The following is a 15,576-nucleotide window of genomic DNA, read 5'->3' as shown; positions in this document are numbered from 1 at the left end:
ATGCGCGCCTCGACGTGGCTCTGGCTCGCGGCAGCGAGCGCCGTCGCCGGCTGCGGCGGGCACGCGGCGGCCCTGCCGTCCGAACCGCCGGTCGTGGCGCACGCGGTCGCTCCGCCGGCGCTCCCGATCGACACCCCGACCCCGACCCCGACGCCGCGTCGGCCGGACCGCGTCCGCCCGGCCGCCCCGGCGGCGATCCTCTCGCCGGCCGACCGGTCGAGCTTCGACCGTCTGGTCACGCAGCTGGGCGGCGCCGCGGGCGTGTCGGTCTCCGGACTCGGGCGTGAGCAGCGCGTCGAACACCTGGGGAACCTGCGCACCGGGATCGCCTGGTCGACGAGCAAGGTGCCGATCGCGCTCGCCGCGGTCACCGGCGGCCGCCCGCGACAGGCCGACCTCGTGCAGGCGATCACCGCCTCCGACAACGCCGCGGCGACCCGCCTCTGGAACTCGCTCGGCGCCGGAGACGACGCCGCGCACGCCGCCGACTCCGCACTCGCCGCGGCGGGCGACACGAGCACACACGTGCAATCGCGCGCCATCGGCGGTCCCGGCTACACGCCGTTCGGCCAGACCGAATGGTCGCTCGACGACCAAGCGCGGTTCACCGCCGGGATGGTGTGCGTCACCGGCTCGGACACGGTCCTCTCGCTGATGGGCCAGGTCGTCCCGGGACAGCGCTGGGGCCTCGGCTCGGCGGGTGTGCCCGCGTCCTTCAAGGGCGGCTGGGGGCCGGGCACCCAACCGGGTGCGCGCGGCGGATGGCTCGACCGCCAGCTGGGCATCATCAACCTCGGCGACAAGGCCCTGGCGGTCAGCATCGCCTCCAACCCCACGGACGGCTCGCACGAGACGGCGACGCGCAACCTCACGCTGATCGCGCGCTGGCTCGTCGCGCACGCCGACGCGCGAGTCGTTCCCCCGACGCCTCGCTGCTAGCAGCTCGACACCCGAACAAGGACCTCTGTTGCACCGGACACGATCCCTCATCGCCGCACTTCTCGGCGCCCTCGTTCTCGCCGGGTGCGGTGCCGCGACGAGTGCCCAGGCACCGGTGGCGACGCCGCCCGCCGCAGCCGTCGATGCCAAGCAGGCGAGCGATCGTGACCGTAGTGCGGGATGCACCCGCCAAAAGCGCGCCGTCGTCGTCTCCCTGACGAAGTACCCGCACATCGCCGACCACGTGCGCGATGCGATCGGCATCGGCCTTCCGGTGATCCTGCACATCGATCGCGGACATGCCGACGAGCACCGGGCGGCGTCGACCGACGACCTCCCGGCCAAGCGCGGTTACGACCGCGACGAGTACCCGCCGGCGATGAGCCGCGAGGGCGGGGAGCGGGCCGACGTGCGCTATGTGAAGTCGAGCGAGAATCGGGCCGCCGGTGCCAGCATGGGTGGACAGCTCCGGCGATACTGCAACGGCCAGGCGTTCCGCCTGAAGGTGGCGAAGACCTCAGGTGCCGCCGCCAAGCCGGCCGCGACCGCGACACCCACTCCTGAGCCTCACGTCGATGAGCCTGTGTCGTATGCCAATTGTGCCGCGGCGCGCGCCGCGGGCGCGGCGCCTCTGACCACCGGCGACCCCGGCTATGCCGCGCATCTCGATCGCGACGGCGACGGCGTGGCGTGCGAGAACTGACCGGGCGGTGGCATCACCCTCTCGCTGCAGTCTGCGGTGATTCGGCCGGCGAGGTCGCCGACCACCTAGAGCCGCGCGGCGCGGGTCAGGAGGTGGCGCCTCTCGGGTTCGCTCGTGGTGCGCCGGGCCGCCTCCTGGTACCCGGCGCGCGCCGCGTGGCGGTCGCCGGCCATCTCCAGCAGGTGGGCCCGCACGGACACGAGGTGGTGGGAGGCGGAGATGCGCTCGTCGGCCGAGAGGGCGTCGAGCAGGGCCAGCCCGGCCGCGGGTCCGTGCACCTTCGCCACTGCCACCGCCCGGTTGAGCGTCACCGTCGGGTTGGGCGCCACACGCTCCAGAACCGTGTAAAGGGCCAGGATCTGCGGCCAGTCGGTGGCATCGCCCGTGGGTGCCTCGTCGTGGACGGCGGCGATGGCGGCTTGGAGCTGGTACGAGCCGATCGGGCCCTTCGACAGCGTCTCGGTCACGAGCGCCACGCCCTCGGCGATGGCTTCGGTGTTCCAGAGCGTCCGGTCCTGCTCGCTCAGCGGCACGAGCGACCCGTCCGCGGCCGTGCGGGCCTCGCGGCGGGCGTCGGTCAGCAGCAGCAGGGCCAGGAGCCCTGTCACCTCGCCGTCGCGGGGGACGAGCCGATGGAGCTCGCGGGCCAGCCGGATCGCCTCGGCCGTCAGCTCTGCCCGTACCAGCTGCGCCCCCGACGTGGCCGTATAGCCCTCATTGAAGACGAGGTAGATCACCTGGAGCACGACGGCGAGGCGCTCGGCCTGCTCGGCCGGCGGCGGCAGGTCGAAGCTGCCTCCGGCCGCCTTGATGCGTTGCTTCGCCCGGCTGATGCGCTGCGCCATGGTCGCCTCCGGGACGAAGAAGGCCCGGGCGATCTCGGCGGTCGACAGGCCGCCGACGGCCCGCAGGGTCAACGCGATCTGTGACGGTGGCGTCAGCGCCGGGTGGCAGCACAGGAACAGCAGGGTGAGGGTGTCATCGCCCGCGGGCGGGGGCGGAGCGCTGGTGGCATCGGCTTCCTCCCGCCGGCGGCGGGCGGCGTCGCTGCGCAGCTGGTCGGCGAGGCGACGCGACGCCACCGTCACCAGCCACGCTCGGGGACTCTCCGGCCACCCCTGCGCCGGCCACTGGGCCGCGGCCGCCACCAGCGCCTCCTGGACGGCGTCCTCGCACGCGTCGAAGTGGCCGTATCGACGCACCAGGATGCCGAGCACCTCCGGGACCAGCCTCCGGACGTCCCGCCAGTCGTTCACGGGTTGACGTCGGCCTCGTGCATCAGTGGCCGGACCTCGACACCCCAGTAGCGCGCCGACGGGTTGCGAGCCGCGATCTCCAAGGCCCGTTCCAGGCTGTCGCAGTCGACGATCGTGAAGCTGCCCAGGTATTCCTTCGCCTCCGCGTAGGGGCCGTCGGTCACCACCGGCGCCCCGCCGGCGACCCGGACCAGCTTCGCGTTCACCTGGTCGGCCACGCCATACGCGCCGACCAGCTCACCCGACTCGAACAGCTCCCGGTTGAGCGCATCCGTCTCGCGGAGGATCTCGGCGAAGGCCTCCGCACCCACCGAGCTGAAGGCCTCCTCGTTGCCATAGATCAGCAGCATGTACTTCACGGCTCGCTCCTTCTACTGGTTCACTTGGGCGGGTCCGACCAGGTCGCCGCTGGCGCCGCGATCGTCCAGCACCAGCTTCGACCGCCCCGTGACGGTGTAGCGGATGTGGACGACGTCCGGCGCCTCGACGACCCGCGTCGCGACCAGCTCGATGCCGTCGTCCGCGTCGAGGCCGAGCCCGGCGTCGAACAGGCGCTGGCCGTCGCCCAGCAGCACCGGCGCGATGTGCAACTCGAGCTGGTCGAGCAGCCCGGCGCTCAGCACCTGGCGCACGAGCTCCCCGCCGCCGGCGACCGCCACGTCCTTGCCACCGGCGGCGTCCCGAGCCAGCTCGACCGCCCGCTCGAGTCCTTCGGTGACAAAGGTGAACGACGTGCCACCCCGCCGTTCCAGCACCTCCCGGGAACGGTGGGTGACGACGAACACCGGCGCGCGGAACGGCGGCTCCTCGCCCCACGGCACCTCGCCGGCGTCGAACATCCGCCGGCCCATGACATACGCCCCGGCCGCCGCGAACGTCTCCTCGACGATCTCCGAGTTGATCGACCGCTCGCCCCCGGCGAAGCCGATCCGCTCGCGCCAGGCCATCGCGTCGACGGCCCAGCGGGTGACCCGGAAGAACCCGGGCGCTTCGGGACCCTCCCACCAGCCGTTCATGTCCTTCGGGTCCCGCGCGTCCCGCGGTCCTGTGTAGAAGCCGTCGAGGGACAACGACATCTGTGCGGTCACCTTAGTCATCGTTCGCGCTCCTTCTCGAGTCGGCGGCCCCGATGGCCGCCGGTGCCCATGAGTCGGAGCCGACCGCACGTTTCTCGACACGCGCCGACGAGAAATCCCGGCCGCCAACGACGGCCGGTGTGACCGCCGTCGGGCTGTCCGCGGGGTCAGGACTCGCTGTGGAAGTCGCCGCGGCACCGCTCCCACACGCCACTCGATGCGCGCTCGGCGGCGTCGGCGGCGTCCTGGTAGCGGTCCAAGCGCGCGAACGGCTGCTCGAAGACGTACACGCTCGCCCACCCCGCGCGCAGCATCAACCGGCCAAGGTCGCCCTTGCCGCGCGCGTCGAGGAACGCGAGCGTACGGCCGTAGCGGTCGGTCTGGTCCTGGCTCGGATCGCTGACGAGCGTCACTTGGCGACCGCGGCCGTGGTCGAACGCGATCCGACGCATGAACGCGCTTGCCTGCTTGCCGCCGCACTCGACCGCCACCCCGGGGCGCTTGGTCTCGGGCGTATCGATCCCGATCAGCCGGACCGTCAGTTGGCGACCGGATGCCAGCCGGGCGCGGACGGTGTCACCGTCGATCACGCGCACGATCTGGGCCGCGCGACGTGCCGCCACAGGGCGAGGTGTGGGCGTTGGAGTCGGCGTCGCCGAAGGCGGTGCAACGCCCCCGCTCGGCGTGCTCGTGGTGTTGCACGGACACGGCAGCGACTCGCAGGCGATCCCGTCGTGGTCCCCGTCGAGACGATCCGGATCCTGGGCCGGTCCGCCCAGCGCGATGAAATGGTCTTGCGCCGCGGCCTGCGTTGCGAAGTGGCCGCAGTCAACGTCACGCGCCGGGGCTGGGGCCGGACTGAGGGCAGCGGCGGCGACCGCGACGATCAGCGCCAGCACGCCAGCGAACAACGGGCCGCGGTGGCGGCTGCGTGTGCTCTTCGCGACGGTCACCGTTGTGTCCTGACGGCGCTCCTCATGAGACCTCCGAGGTCCGGGTGGGTTGGGACTCCTTACTCATCGGTCGGCAGAAGGCGGCCGCCGCTTGATCGCACATCGGTGCGAGTCGCCTTGAGGCGGCCGACAGGACCTGTCGCGCCTGCGCGAGCCCAGGCGCCGCACCCTGCCTGCTGACGCGTTCATCAGGAGGAGGTGCGGCCCGCCCGGCGGGGGAATGATGCCGGGGCGGGCCGCCCTCTTGGAGGGGCCGCGGGTCGGGCGGCATCAGAGCGCCGGGATGAGGGGTCCAGAGGTGACGCTCTCTCACCATCTTCGCGATCGATGCCAGCCAGGGACACCGTAGGACCCCCGGCATCGGCTCCGTAGTCCGCCGTGGTGTCGCGGAGGGGGCAGGGCCGTCGTGGTCTAGCGACATACCACCGCCGCCCCGGCTGTTGGGCCGGGGCGGCGGGTCCTGCAGGGAGGTTGTGACGGGTGGCGCTCAGGCGGCAGGCACCGCAGCCATGGCCGGGGCGCGTTCCTCCTTGCGGTCGGTGGCGGGCAGGGCCCGCAAGCTGAGGATGCCGAAGCCGATGCCGGCGAGCAGCAGGGCGATGCCCATGACGATGGCGAAGGTGGCGACCTGTTCGGCGAAGTAGGCGGTGTTCAGGGCGGTGGTCAGCGCGGTCTCGTTGACCCACATGTTGCGCAGGCCGTTTTCGACGGGCTGCTTGGTCTTGGGGTCGATGGCGGCGGCGTTCTGGTCGTTGGTGGGCTTGCCGTTGTTGTCCAGGAAGCGGCCCATTTGGGCGTAGGTCTGGCCGCCGGTGGCTTCGAGGGTGTGCTTGCGCATGACCTTGGCGAAGGCCTGGGCCTCGGTGCCGGTGTCGACTTTCTGGCCGGGGATGGTGGAGTCGGGGGTGCCGACGATGTGTTCGGCGGCGAGGTTGTCGCGGACATAACTGCGTCCGTCGATGCCCATGTAGATGGCGCCGATCCCGAAGGCGATCAGCACGATGCTGGCGGCGATCCCGCCGTACTGGAAGAGCTTGCGCATTTCCCTTGCTCCTTGGCTGCGGTGGTTGGTGACTGCGGCCATTTCATCCTGGATCGGCGCTCCGGACTTCCGCAGAACGGCGCCGATTCACTGCGGGAAACCCGCGACTCCGAGAGCAGAACACGCGGATGACCGGGCGGCCTCCTGGCGGCACGCTGCGAGATCCAATGTCTGAGCTCGCCGCTGCCCTCGATGTGCGCGACCACCGGTTCGGCGCGCTCCCGCCGTTCACGATCGGGGTCGAGGAGGAGTACATGCTGCTCGACCCGGAGTCGTTCGAGTTGGTGCCCGCGGCCGAGCGTCTGCTCGAGGCCGAGCGCGACGGCGAGTTCGCCGACCGTGTCTCCCCGGAGCTGTTCGACTCGCTCGTGGAGTTCCATACCGGCGTCTGCGCGACGATCGATGAGGTCTCGGCGGAGCTACGGCGCGTGCGGCATCACGCGGTGCTCTCGGCGCGCCGGCAAGGTGTTCGCCTCGGCTCGGCCGGCACCCATCCGTTTGGCCTGTTCGAGGACCAGCGGGTGATGCGCCGCGAGCGCTACCGGATGCTCCTGGACCAGCTGCAGTACGCCGGCCGTCGCGAGTTGATCTACGGCCTGCACGTCCACGTCGGCGTCGACGACCCCGACCGCGCGATCCGCGTCGTCGAGGCGCTGCGCCCGCATCTGTGCGAGCTCGTGGCGCTGTCCGCCAACTCGCCGTTCTGGCGCGGCGTCCCCACCGGCTACGCCTCGTGCCGGCACCTGATCTTCTCCGCCTTCCCGCGCTCAGGACCGCCCCCGTCGTTCGGGTCCTACGCCGAGTACGTCCGCGTGATCGAGCAGTTGGTCGAGTCCGGCTGTCTGGAGGACTACACGCGGACGTGGTGGGACGTGCGCCCGCACCCGCGGTTCGGCACGGTCGAGGTGCGCGTCATGGACGCGATCACGCACGTCGCCGACGCGATCGCGCTCGCGGCCTATGTCCAGGCGCTCGTCCACCACTACGCCACCACCCCGGCCGGCCCATGTCATCCGCTGATCGCGCAAGAGAACAAGTGGCAGGCAGCACGCTATGGCCTCGAGGCGACGCTTTGCGACCCGTCGGAAGGCGGCCCCATCCCGGCCCGCGAGATGATCGCCCGCACGCTCGAGCGGATCGCCCCGTCCGCCGCCGAGCTCGGGTCGACCCACCAGCTGCTCGGGATCGAACGGATCCTGCGCAACGGGACCGGCGCTTCCCGCCAACTCGACACGTTCGCGGCGACCGGCGGCCTGCGTGATGTCACGCGTGACATCGCAGCCCGCACGGCGAGCTGACCGGCCGACGACGCCGGCGCAGTGGCGTCAAAGTGCTCTGGCGTTGAGGTCTGCGAGCCCCGATTCGTCGAGACGGGCTCGCTCGGCAGCGAGCTCGCGCTCGGCCCGTTGCTCTTCTCGCAGCCGCTCGCGCTCGTCTCGCGCCTCCGGCCGGAAATAGGCCCACAGGAACGCCCATGAGGCGGGCAGCGTCCGGGCGACGAACGCCGGGTCGCGGGCCTGCAACGCGTCGATGGCCTCGGGCGACGCCCCGCGGCCGATGTGGCCGAAGCCGTTACTGCCGGCGCGAAGGGGCACGTCATCCTCCTGTCGACGGTCTAAGGGGAACGGTATGCACGGCTGAGCGCGGGGTCATCGGGAAACCACCCCCGTCGCGGTCCGTAGCTCTCCGCGATAACTCCGCGCCCTACTGCGCATGTGGCGAGGCCCGCGCGCGTCGAGAATCGCCGACATGACCGCGATCGCCAGCAAGACCCGCTATGTCTATGACTTCGACGACGGATCGCGCGAGCTGCGCGCGCTGCTGGGCGGGAAGGGCGCGAACATCGCCGAGATGACCCGTGTGCTCGGCCCGGACCTCGTGCCCGCCGGCTTCACCATCACCACCGAGGCCTGCGTGGCCTTCATGCGCGACGACCGCGTCGAGCCCGCCGGGCTGGCCGAGCAGGTCGCCGACGGCATTGCACGGCTCGAGGCGCGGGCGGGCCGCCGGCTCGGCGACCCGCAGGACCCGCTGCTGGTGTCGGTGCGCTCGGGTGCGCGCGACTCGATGCCGGGGATGCTCGAGACGATCCTCGATCTCGGTCTCAACGACGCGTCGGTGCTCGGGCTCGTGGCGCGCACAGCCGACGAGCACTTCGCGTGGGACTCCTACCGGCGCTTCGTGCAGATGTTCGGCAACGTCGTGCGCGGCGTGCCCGGCGAGCGCTACGAGGAGATCCTGCGGGCAGCCCGCCAACGGGCGGGCGTGCGCGAGGACCGCGGGCTGAGCGCCGCCCAGCTGCAGGACGTGACGCGCCGCTTCCGCACGCTCTACGAGACGCACACCGGCGAGCCCTTCCCACAGGACCCGCGCGAGCAGTTGCGGCTCGCGATCCGCGCTGTGTTCGACTCGTGGCTCGGCGAGCGCGCGGTCGCCTACCGCCGCATCAATCACATCCCTGACGACTGGGGCACGGCGGTCAACGTCCAGCAGATGGTGTTCGGCAACCGCGGCGCGAACTCGGCCTCGGGCGTCGCGTTCTCGCGCGACGAGGTCACCGGCGCGCCCGAGCCGAGCGGCGACTTCCTGCTCGACGCACAGGGCGAGGACGTCGTCTCGGGCGTGCGCACGCCGCGACCGCTGCGCGAGTTGGCAAGCGAGCTCCCGGAGCCGTACGCGCAACTGCTGGAGATCCTGCACCGGCTCGAGGCCCACTACGGCGACATGCAGGACACCGAGTTCACGATCGAATGCGGGCGGCTCTACATGCTGCAGACCCGCAACGCGAAGCGGCCCGCGCAGGCGGCCGTGCGGTTCGCGGTCGACGCCGTCGCCGAGGGCCTGCTCACGCGCGAGCAGGCGCTGCGGACGATCGACCCGCACACGCTCGACGCCCTCCTGCATCCCACGTTCGACCCGGACGCGACGTTCGAGGTGCTCGCTCGGGGCGTCGCCGCGTCGCCGGGTGCGGCCAAGGGCCAGGTGGTGTTCAGCGCCGAGGAGGCGGTCGAGGCCGCGGCCCTGGGAATCGACGTGATCCTCGTTCGCCCGTTCACCGAGGCCGACGACGTGGCCGGCTTCCACGCCGCCCGCGGCATCCTCACCTCCGAAGGCGGCAAGGCCTCCCACGCGGCGCTCGTCGCGCGTGGCATGGGCCGCCCCGCGGTCGTCGGCGCCGGCGAGCTGGACATCGACCTGCGCGCTCGCGTCATCCGCGCCGGCGACCAGATCATCGCCGAAGGCGCGCGGATCGCGATCGACGGCAGCACCGGCCTGGTCACGCGCGACGACGTGCCGTTGGTGGAGCCCGGGCGCAGCGCCCGCTTCGAGCGGGTGCTGCGCTGGGCTGACGAGTTCCGGCGGCTCGGGGTGCGGGCCAACGCGGACACGCCGGCGGACGCGCTGCGCGCGCTCGAGCACGGTGCCGAGGGCATCGGCCTGTGCCGCACCGAGCACATGTTCATGGCGGCCGACCGCCAGCCGAAGATGCGCGCGATGATCATGGCCGCGACCGAGGCCGAGCGCCGTTCGGCGCTGGCCGAGTTGCTCCCGCTGCAGCAGCAGGACTTCGAGGGGCTCTTCGCGGCGATGCCAGGCAAGCCGATCACGATCCGGCTGCTGGACCCGCCGCTGCACGAGTTCCTGCCCGATCGCGTCGAGTTGGCCCAGCTCGTGCAGCAGGCGCGGGACGAGCACGCGCCCGCGCTGCCGGCGCTCGAACGCGAGCTCGACCTCGTCCTGCGCCTCGGCGAGGTCAACCCGATGCTCGGCACCCGCGGTTGCCGGCTCGGCATCGTGCATCCCGAGGTCTACGAGATGCAGGTCGAGGCGATGATGCGGGCCGCGCGGGCGGCGGAGAAGCCACCGCGGCTGGAGATCATGATCCCGCTCGTCGACTTCGAGGCCGAGCTCGCCGGTTTGCGCGCGATGGTGGTCCGCGTCGGCGCCGAGCACGGGCTCCGCGAGGGCGAGGACTTCAGCGTCGGCACGATGATCGAGCTGCCGCGCGCGTGCTTCATCGCCGACCGGCTGGCGGAGGAGGCGGCGTTCTTCTCGTTCGGGACCAACGACCTGACGCAGACCGCGCTCGGCTTCTCCCGCGACGACCTCGAGTCCGGCTTCGTGCCCGCGTACCTGGAGCGGCGGATTCTCGACCGCTCGCCGTTCGAGACGGTCGACGTCGACGGCGTCGGCGAGCTGGTCCGCACCGCCGTTCGGCTCGGGCGCTCGCGCCGCGAGGGGCTCGAGCTCGGGGTGTGCGGCGAGCACGGCGGCGACCCGGACTCGATCGCGTTCTTCCATCGCGTGGGCCTGGACTACGTCTCGTGCTCGCCCTTCCGGCTCCCGGTCGCCCGCGTGGCCGCGGCGCAGGCGGCGTTGTCATGACCCTCGCGCGCATGCTCAAGGTTCGCTTCCACGGGCGTGGCGGTCAGGGGGTGGTGACATCCGCCGAGTTGCTCGCCGTCGCCGCGTTCCGCGACGGGCTTCACGCGCAGGCGTTCCCGCTCTTCGGCTCCGAGCGCACCGGTGCGCCGGTGATGGCGTTCTGTCGCATCGATCATCACGAGATCCGGACCCGCGAGCCGATCGCCGACCCCGATGTGCTGGTCGTGCAGGACCCGACGCTGCTGCACTCGATCGATCTCTCGGCACCGCTGCTGCTGGTCAACACCAGCGGCGATGTCGAGGCCCCGGGCCGTGTGATCACCGTCGCGGCGACCGAGTTGGCGCGGAGGCATCTCGGCCGGCCGATGCCGGGAACGGCGCTCCTCGGTGCGCTGGTCGCCACCACGGGTGTCGCGACCTTCGGCGCGCTGGAGGCGGCGATCCGGGAGCGCTTCTCCGGTGCGCTGGCTGACGGCAACGTCGCGGCGGCCCGGGCGGCCTATGACGCGGTGCACGCGCATGCCTAGCCAGATCGAAGGCTCGCGCGCCGTCGCCGAGACCGTCGCGCGCTGTCGCCCGGAGGTGATCGGCGCGTACCCGATCTCGCCCCAGACGCACATCGTCGAAGGTCTGTCGGCGCTCGTGAAGACGGGCCGGCTGGCGCCCTGCGAGTTCATCAACGTCGAGTCCGAGTTCGCCGCGATGTCGGTGTGCATCGGCGCGTCGGCGACCGGGGCGCGCACGTACACCGCGACCGCGAGCCAGGGCCTGCTCTACATGTCCGAAGCGGTCTACAACGCCTCCGGGCTCGGGCTGCCGATCGTGATGACGATCGCCAACCGCGCGCTCGGTGCGCCGATCAACATCTGGAACGACCACAGCGACTCGATGTCACAGCGCGACTCGGGCTGGATCCAGCTGTTCGTGGAGTCCAACCAGGAAGCGGTCGACGTGCACGTTCAGGCGTTCCGGATCGCCGAGGAGCTCTCGCTGCCGGTCATGGTCTGCATGGACGGGTTCGTGCTCACACACGCGGTGGAGCGCGTCGAGCTGCCCACGCAAGCCGAGGTCGACGGGTTCCTGCCGCCGTTCGAGCCGCGCCAGGTGCTGGACCCCGATGACCCGATGACGATCGGCGCGATGGTCGGCCCCGAGGCGTTCATGGAGGTCCGCTACCTGATGCACGCCAAACAGCGGCTCGCGCTGGAGACCATCCCCCGGATCGCCGCCGAGTTCGAGGCGGCGTTCGGCCGCGCCTCCGGAGGGCTCGTGCGTGGGTACCGGCTCGAGGACGCGGAGACCGTGGTCGTCGCGCTCGGCTCGGTCCTGGGCACGATCGAGGACGTCATCGACCGGCGCCGGGACGCCGGCGAGCGGATCGGGGCGCTCGCGATCCGCACGTTCCGGCCGTTCCCGCTGGAGGCGGTCAGGGCGGCGCTTGCGGGTGCGCAGCGGGTGGTCGTGGTGGAGAAGTCGTTCGCGGTCGGCGTGGGTGGGATCGTCGGCCAGAACGTGCGGCTCGCGCTGGAAGGCAGCGGCATCGAGGTCCGCGACGTGATCGCCGGCCTCGGGGGCCGCCCGATCACGAGCGCGTCGCTGGACGCGATGCTCGACGCCGACCTCGGTCCGCTGACCTTCCTCGATCTCAACCGGGAGCTCGTGGATCGCGAGCTGGCCCGCACCTCGGGCCCGCACGCCGAGAACATGCTCTCCGACCTCGCCGGGAGGCGCTGATCATGCCCTACCAAGTCGGCTCCTTCGCGGTCGGCAACCGGCTGCTGCCGATCGAGCAGCGCACCGCGCAGGCCGATGGCGCACGCGCCAACGCGATCACCAAGGGCCACCGGGCGTGCCAGGGCTGCGGCGAGGCGCTCGGCGCGCGCTACGTCGTCGACGCGGCGCTGCGCGCGGCGTCGGGGCAGTTGATCGCGGCGAACGCCACCGGCTGCCTCGAGGTCTTCTCCACGCCCTATCCCGAGAGCTCATGGCAGCTGCCGTGGCTGCACTCGCTGTTCGGCAATGCTCCCGCCGTGGCCACTGGCATCGCGGCCGCGCTGAAGGCCAAGGGCCGCACCGACGTGCGCGTCCTCGGCCAGGGCGGTGACGGCGGGACCGTGGACATCGGCTTCGCCTGCCTCTCGGGCATGTTCGAGCGCAACGACGACGTGCTCTACGTCTGTTACGACAACGAGGGCTACATGAACACCGGGGTGCAGCGGTCCGGCGCGACGCCGCCCGCCGCGCGCACCGCCACCACGCAGGCTGTCGGGGAGGAGCCCGGCAACGTCTTCGGCCAGGGCAAGAGCGCGCCGCTGATCGCGCTCGCGCACGAGATCCCATACGTCGCCACGGCGACGATCGCCGACCTGCACGACCTCGAGGCCAAGGTCGAGCGGGCGATGGGGATGCGCGGCGCGCGCTACCTGCACGTGCTCGTGACGTGCCCGCTCGGCTGGGGTACCGCATCCCATGGCGCGGTGCAGATCGCCCGGCTCGCGACCCAGAGCGGGCTGTTCCCGGTCTTCGAGGGCGCGCGCGGCGACGTCACCGCGACGACCAAGATCCGCCATCGCGTCAGCGTGGAGGAGTACTTGCGCCCGCAGCGCCGCTTCCGCCACCTGTTCGAGCCCGAGCGTCGCGACGATGTCATCGCGCGCATCCAGGCCCGCGCCGACCGCACCATCGACCGTTTCGGACTACTGCCATGAACCGCCCCTTCGCGATCACCCTGGAGATCGGCTCGAGCCTGGCCAACAAGACCGGCTCGTGGCGCACCGAGCGCCCGGTCTACGTCCGCAACACCGCGCCGTGCGCGAGCGGCTGCCCCGCCGGCGAGGACCCGCAGGCGTGGCTCTACCACGCCGAGGAGGGCGACTACGAGCAGGCCTGGCGCACGATCATGGCGGTCAACCCCCTGCCGGCGATCATGGGCCGCGTCTGTTACCACCCGTGCGAGACCGCCTGCAACCGCGCCCAGCTCGACGAGGCGGTCGGGATCAACTCCGTCGAGCGCTTCCTCGGCGACGAGGCGATCCGCCAGGGCTGGACCATGTCGGTCACCGCGCCGCCGAGCGGCAAGCGCGTGTTGGTCGTCGGCGCCGGCCCGTCAGGCCTGTCCGCGGCCTACCACCTCGCGTTGCTCGGTCACGAGGTCGAGATCTACGAGGCCGGCCCCGCCGCGGGCGGGATGATGCGCTTCGGCATTCCGCGCTACCGCCTGCCGCGGGAGGTCCTCGACGCCGAGGTCTCGCGCATCCTCGCACTGGGCGTGACGCTGCACTGCGACCGGCGCGTGGATGATCTGGCGGGCGTCATGCGCGATGGCGCGTTCGACGCCGCGTTCGTCGCGGTCGGCGCCCATCTCGGCAAGCGCGCGTACATCCCCGCCGGCAGCGCCGCCAAGATGCTCGACGCGGTCGCCCTCCTGCACGACATGGAGGGCGCCGGCCCGCCGCTGCTCGGCCGTCGCGTCGCCGTCTATGGCGGCGGCAACACGGCCTTCGACGCGGCCCGTACCGCCAAGCGCCTCGGTGCCGAGGAGGCCGTCGTCGTCTACCGCCGCACGCGCGATCGCATGCCCGCTCACGACTCCGAGCTCGAGGAGGCGCTCGCCGAGGGCGTGAAGGTCAAGTGGCTCTCGACCGTCCGTCACGCCGACGGTGGGCGGCTGACGCTGGAACGGATGGAGCTCGACGAGTCGGGCTTCCCGCAGCCGACCGGCGAGCTGGAGGAGCTCGAAGCCGACTCGCTGGTGCTCGCACTCGGCCAGGAGTCCGACCTCTCACTGCTCGAACGCGCGTCCGGCGTGGAGATCGTCGACGGGGTCGTCCACGTCGGCGAGAACCTGATGACCGGCCGCCCGGGCGTGTTCGCCGGCGGTGACATCGTCCCCGCCGAGCGGACCGTCACTGCCGCCGTCGGCCACGGGCGCGTCGCCGCCCGAGGCATCGACGCATGGCTGCGCGAGGAGGCTTTCGTCCCAGAATCCTCCGGATCGCCCGCGACGTTCGACGCCCTGAATCCGTGGTACTACGACGACGCGCCGCGCACCGTCCGGCCGCAGATCGAGGCGGCCCGCCGCGCATCGACCTTCGACGAGGTGACCGGCGGCCTCGACACCTCGACCGCGCTCTTCGAAGCCCGTCGCTGCCTCTCGTGCGGCTCGTGCTTCGCCTGCGACAACTGCTACGGCGTCTGCCCCGACAACGCCGTCATCAAGCTCGATGGCACAGAGGCCTACGCCTACGCCTTCGACCTCGACTACTGCAAAGGCTGCGGCCTGTGCATGCAGGAATGCCCGTGCGGCGCGATCGAGATGGAGCCCGAACCGATCTAGTGCGCGACGTGGATCACGATCCGTGTCGGGCCGGTGAGCCTATGGTCTGCCTGACCGCTAGGTCTCCGTCAAGCGGAAGATCGCCGTGGTCGAAGTACGCTGAGCCGATGGCCGATCGGCTTCGTCTCTCAATCGCGCGTGTCGACGACAGCCCAGACGAGTTCGAGGTTGAAATCTTCGTCAACGACGTGGAGATGACCAAGGCCGGGGCTGGGATGGGCATGGATCCCTATGCGGTGCTGATCCCCGAGAACCGATTTCGGGCGACGCCGGAGCCGCGCACGATCGGCGTCGCGCGCTGCGAGTGCGGCGTGTACGGCTGCGGGATGACCGACGCGACGATCGTTCGCGTCGACGACGAGGTGCACTGGGAGTGGCGCGAGGAGGTTCCGATGAACCGCGCCGCGGTGTTCGCGGCCGATCAGTACGACCGCGAGGTCGAGCGTGCGGGGAGCGACCACTCGTGGGAAACGTCCGGGCGTGAAGCCGGCCGACTGATCCTGACCCGCACGGACGTCGCCGCCGCACTGGCCGAGCATGACCTGAGCTTCGACTGGGTCCAGACGGCGTGGGATGACCCCAAGCGCTTCGCGGTCACCCTCAGATACCGGAGCTCGCATCAGGTCTTCCTCAGCTTCGACTGGTCCCGGCACACGCCCGCGACCCTGGCCGCGGCCATCGCAGAGACGTTGCTGCTGGCGCCACAGCGCTGGCGCGCGCAGTGGCACAGCATCGTCCCGAAGGGTGGGCCGCCGCACATCGCAGGTCACGACTGGACGCAGCACCCGCCGTTCTAGCGGCTCGTTCGTCGAACCGTGGCGCGGGCCGGCAACGCGGGAGGAGGGGTCCACGCACGGCCGACCCGCGCCTGCACACGGGTCCGTC

The 15,576-nt window shown here is 71.6% G+C and carries 15 protein-coding genes and 1 pseudogene; 9 read left to right on the top strand and 7 right to left on the bottom strand.

What is annotated here, in order from left to right; translation table 11 throughout:
• Both G569_RS48440 and G569_RS48435 read left to right on the top strand, forming a co-directional pair.
• Positions 1 to 939 carry a hypothetical protein gene (locus tag G569_RS48440; RefSeq protein WP_053226367.1) on the top strand — a complete coding sequence of 313 codons (939 nt, stop codon included), beginning with the start codon at positions 1 to 3 and terminating at the stop codon, positions 937 to 939.
• 115 nt (positions 940 to 1,054) lie between these two features.
• Positions 1,055 to 1,642 (top strand): excalibur calcium-binding domain-containing protein, encoded by a 588-nt coding sequence (locus tag G569_RS48435; RefSeq protein ID WP_053226366.1) that lies wholly within the window; start codon positions 1,055 to 1,057, stop codon positions 1,640 to 1,642.
• Between the two features lie 65 nt (positions 1,643 to 1,707).
• On the opposite strand, the gene G569_RS0114540 is transcribed toward G569_RS48435, so the two are convergent.
• The 6 genes and pseudogenes from G569_RS0114540 to G569_RS0114520 form a co-directional block, all read right to left on the bottom strand.
• A complete protein-coding gene (locus tag G569_RS0114540) occupies positions 1,708 to 2,898 on the bottom strand; it encodes an RNA polymerase sigma factor (RefSeq protein ID WP_028063943.1) in 1,191 nt (396 codons plus the stop codon).
• Positions 2,895 to 3,257, bottom strand: coding sequence for a YciI family protein (locus tag G569_RS0114535; RefSeq protein WP_028063942.1), 363 nt, complete (start codon positions 3,255 to 3,257; stop codon positions 2,895 to 2,897). The genes G569_RS0114540 and G569_RS0114535 overlap by 4 nt, the downstream gene beginning before the upstream one ends.
• Before the next feature lie 12 nt (positions 3,258 to 3,269).
• Positions 3,270 to 3,995 (bottom strand): dihydrofolate reductase family protein, encoded by a 726-nt coding sequence (locus G569_RS0114530; protein WP_028063941.1) that lies wholly within the window; start codon positions 3,993 to 3,995, stop codon positions 3,270 to 3,272.
• Between the two features lie 146 nt (positions 3,996 to 4,141).
• A complete protein-coding gene (locus G569_RS65350) occupies positions 4,142 to 4,597 on the bottom strand; it encodes a thermonuclease family protein (RefSeq protein ID WP_053226365.1) in 456 nt (151 codons plus the stop codon).
• Positions 4,598 to 4,702: 105 nt separating this feature from the next.
• Positions 4,703 to 4,873: pseudogene (locus G569_RS66360) on the bottom strand (excalibur calcium-binding domain-containing protein); the annotation flags it as partial.
• 541 nt (positions 4,874 to 5,414) lie between these two features.
• Positions 5,415 to 5,969: a hypothetical protein gene (locus G569_RS0114520; RefSeq protein WP_028063940.1), complete on the bottom strand. Its 555-nt coding sequence runs from the start codon at positions 5,967 to 5,969 to the stop codon at positions 5,415 to 5,417.
• Positions 5,970 to 6,136: 167 nt separating this feature from the next.
• Between G569_RS0114520 and G569_RS0114515 the strand changes: the two genes are divergently transcribed.
• The gene (locus G569_RS0114515) at positions 6,137 to 7,267 is read left to right on the top strand and encodes a carboxylate-amine ligase (protein ID WP_064750357.1); all 1,131 of its coding nucleotides are present in this window, start codon (positions 6,137 to 6,139) and stop codon (positions 7,265 to 7,267) included.
• Between the two features lie 27 nt (positions 7,268 to 7,294).
• On the opposite strand, the gene G569_RS64590 is transcribed toward G569_RS0114515, so the two are convergent.
• Entirely contained in the window at positions 7,295 to 7,564 is a 270-nt protein-coding gene (locus G569_RS64590; protein ID WP_028063938.1) for a hypothetical protein, read from the bottom strand.
• Between the two features lie 154 nt (positions 7,565 to 7,718).
• Here G569_RS64590 and ppdK point away from each other — a divergent pair, with 154 nt between their 5' ends.
• Genes ppdK through G569_RS48425 form a run of 6 tightly spaced genes read left to right on the top strand, consistent with a single transcriptional unit; the run spans position 7,719 to position 15,488 of the window.
• The gene (gene ppdK / locus G569_RS0114505; protein WP_028063937.1) at positions 7,719 to 10,355 is read left to right on the top strand and encodes a pyruvate, phosphate dikinase; all 2,637 of its coding nucleotides are present in this window, start codon (positions 7,719 to 7,721) and stop codon (positions 10,353 to 10,355) included.
• A gap of 11 nt (positions 10,356 to 10,366) precedes the next feature.
• Positions 10,367 to 10,882 (top strand): 2-oxoacid:acceptor oxidoreductase family protein, encoded by a 516-nt coding sequence (locus G569_RS0114500; RefSeq protein ID WP_028063936.1) that lies wholly within the window; start codon positions 10,367 to 10,369, stop codon positions 10,880 to 10,882.
• Positions 10,875 to 12,089: a pyruvate ferredoxin oxidoreductase gene (gene porA, locus G569_RS0114495; RefSeq protein WP_028063935.1), complete on the top strand. Its 1,215-nt coding sequence runs from the start codon at positions 10,875 to 10,877 to the stop codon at positions 12,087 to 12,089. Before G569_RS0114500 ends, porA begins: the two co-directional genes overlap by 8 nt.
• 2 nt (positions 12,090 to 12,091) lie before the next feature.
• Positions 12,092 to 13,063 carry a thiamine pyrophosphate-dependent enzyme gene (locus G569_RS0114490; protein WP_028063934.1) on the top strand — a complete coding sequence of 324 codons (972 nt, stop codon included), beginning with the start codon at positions 12,092 to 12,094 and terminating at the stop codon, positions 13,061 to 13,063.
• On the top strand, positions 13,060 to 14,691 hold the full coding sequence (locus G569_RS0114485; RefSeq protein ID WP_028063933.1) for an NAD(P)-binding protein: 1,632 nt from the start codon (positions 13,060 to 13,062) through the stop codon (positions 14,689 to 14,691). Before G569_RS0114490 ends, G569_RS0114485 begins: the two co-directional genes overlap by 4 nt.
• A gap of 41 nt (positions 14,692 to 14,732) precedes the next feature.
• A complete protein-coding gene (locus G569_RS48425) occupies positions 14,733 to 15,488 on the top strand; it encodes a hypothetical protein (protein WP_157592041.1) in 756 nt (251 codons plus the stop codon).
• Positions 15,489 to 15,576 lie beyond the last annotated feature (88 nt).

Source organism: Solirubrobacter soli DSM 22325, from assembly GCF_000423665.1.
Lineage (GTDB): Bacteria > Actinomycetota > Thermoleophilia > Solirubrobacterales > Solirubrobacteraceae > Solirubrobacter > Solirubrobacter soli.
This window is presented reverse-complemented; position numbering and strand designations above follow the sequence as displayed.